This is a genomic window from Companilactobacillus halodurans (assembly GCF_009600985.1).
Taxonomy (GTDB): domain Bacteria; phylum Bacillota; class Bacilli; order Lactobacillales; family Lactobacillaceae; genus Companilactobacillus; species Companilactobacillus halodurans.
Window position 1 is genome coordinate 1 of record NZ_VDFP01000106.1, and the last position, 1,596, is coordinate 1,596.

At 35.2% G+C, this 1,596-nt stretch carries 1 protein-coding gene and 1 pseudogene; both read right to left on the minus strand.

Going from position 1 to position 1,596, the window contains the following annotated elements; genetic code table 11:
- Positions 1 to 113 precede the first annotated feature (113 nt).
- Positions 114 to 1,082, minus strand: a complete 969-nt coding sequence (locus tag FHL06_RS12785) for an IS3 family transposase (RefSeq protein ID WP_337692573.1) — start codon at positions 1,080 to 1,082, stop codon at positions 114 to 116.
- Positions 1,010 to 1,543, minus strand: a pseudogene (locus tag FHL06_RS15045) (helix-turn-helix domain-containing protein). Before FHL06_RS15045 ends, FHL06_RS12785 begins: the two are co-directional and overlap by 73 nt.
- Positions 1,544 to 1,596: the final 53 nt, after the last annotated feature.

Consider the following 1,596-nt stretch of genomic DNA (forward strand, 5'->3'; position numbering starts at 1 on the left):
TAAATCTATTAACTTTATTCCAACTCTTAATAAGTTTATACCAAGTCATTAAGACCATTAAAAAGGGAAAATAAATGAAGTGCAACACAAAAGTTAGACAAAATTGAATATTTTTAAACTGCTAAGGCATGTTCCCTGTATTCGCAGGGAGTCATGCCTTTTGTTTTCTGTGATATTCGTCGATTGTTAAACCAATCGACGTAATTCTTTGTGATTTCCTTGAATTCTCCAATATCTTTACACTGTGGAAATCCATTAAGACATTCTGTTTTAAGAAGATGAAAGAAGCTTTCAATTGGCGCATTATCAAGACAGTTTCCCTTACGAGACATGCTTTGTATAAATTTTTTTTCAGAGAGTTTATCGGTATAGTAATTCAATTGATAATGCCAACCTTGATCTGAATGAATTATTGGTTTTATTCCTTCCGGAATATTTTCTGTGAGTTCATCGAGTGTATCCATAATTAGTTTACTGTTAGGACTATTACTTACTTGAAATGCTAAAACTTCCTTGCTTGCTTCGTCAGTAATAGCTGAAACGTAAGCCCACTTAGTATCGGCCAAGCGTACTTGTGTAACATCGGTATGTAATACTTTGAAAGGTACGGTTTCATTAAAATGCTGATGTAGAACGTTACGGGCCACTTTTCCAACTGTACCTTTATAAGATGAATATCTACCATTTCTGTGGCGGTTATAAAGGCTTACTTGAACATTTAATTCATCCATCAAACGACGCACTACGGCGTCTGATAGATGGATATCTAATTTAATGAGCTCTTCTTGAACGCGACGATAACCGTAGGTTAGACGTCCGCGATATCTTCCGCTTTCGGCAATTTTTAGTATCTCTACTTTTACATCTTCATACTTATCTACATAATTTTTGATACGTTTACGTTCATCATGATAAGTCGCTTTCTTAAGTCCAATGGTCTTAAGAATATCGCCGACTTTATACCGGTTAGATTTCGGAAGAGACTCTTGTTCGACCCTGATCTGATCAACTATTTGTGTTTTCTTTCGTCCTTTGAGGTTCCAAACAGGGTCATTGATTTTTTTAAGATTTCGTTCTCCAATTTTGCATCATATAATTCTTGATTCTTTTTCGTCAATTCTTCACGAAGTTGATCGATTTCGTTCTTGTTTACTAACTTACGTAATTTCTTCTTATTATGTTTCACTTTGGTTTTTCTGCCTTTCGGATGAGGATTCAAGGCTTCTATACCATACTGATTGAAGGCTGTCCTCCAAAGACTGATTTGACAAGAATTAACATCAAATTTTGCGGATACTTCGGCTAAAGTTTCATCATGAGTTTGATAGTAGTTTATCACATCAACTTTAAACTCAACTTAGAAACTTCGTTTAACTCTTCTTCGTTTAAGAGCGTCTGCGCCGCTCAAACGAAAGTTTTGTATCCATCTACCTACTTGTATTCGAGGCAAGTTACGTTTCTTTGAAAGAAGACTGATACTAATGTCACCTTGAGGATATTCACTAACGACTTCTGCTTTTAATTCTGAACTATATTTGACCATAGAAAAAGTGCTCCATAACTGTTAGATTTCTTGTCTAACAATTATGGAGCACT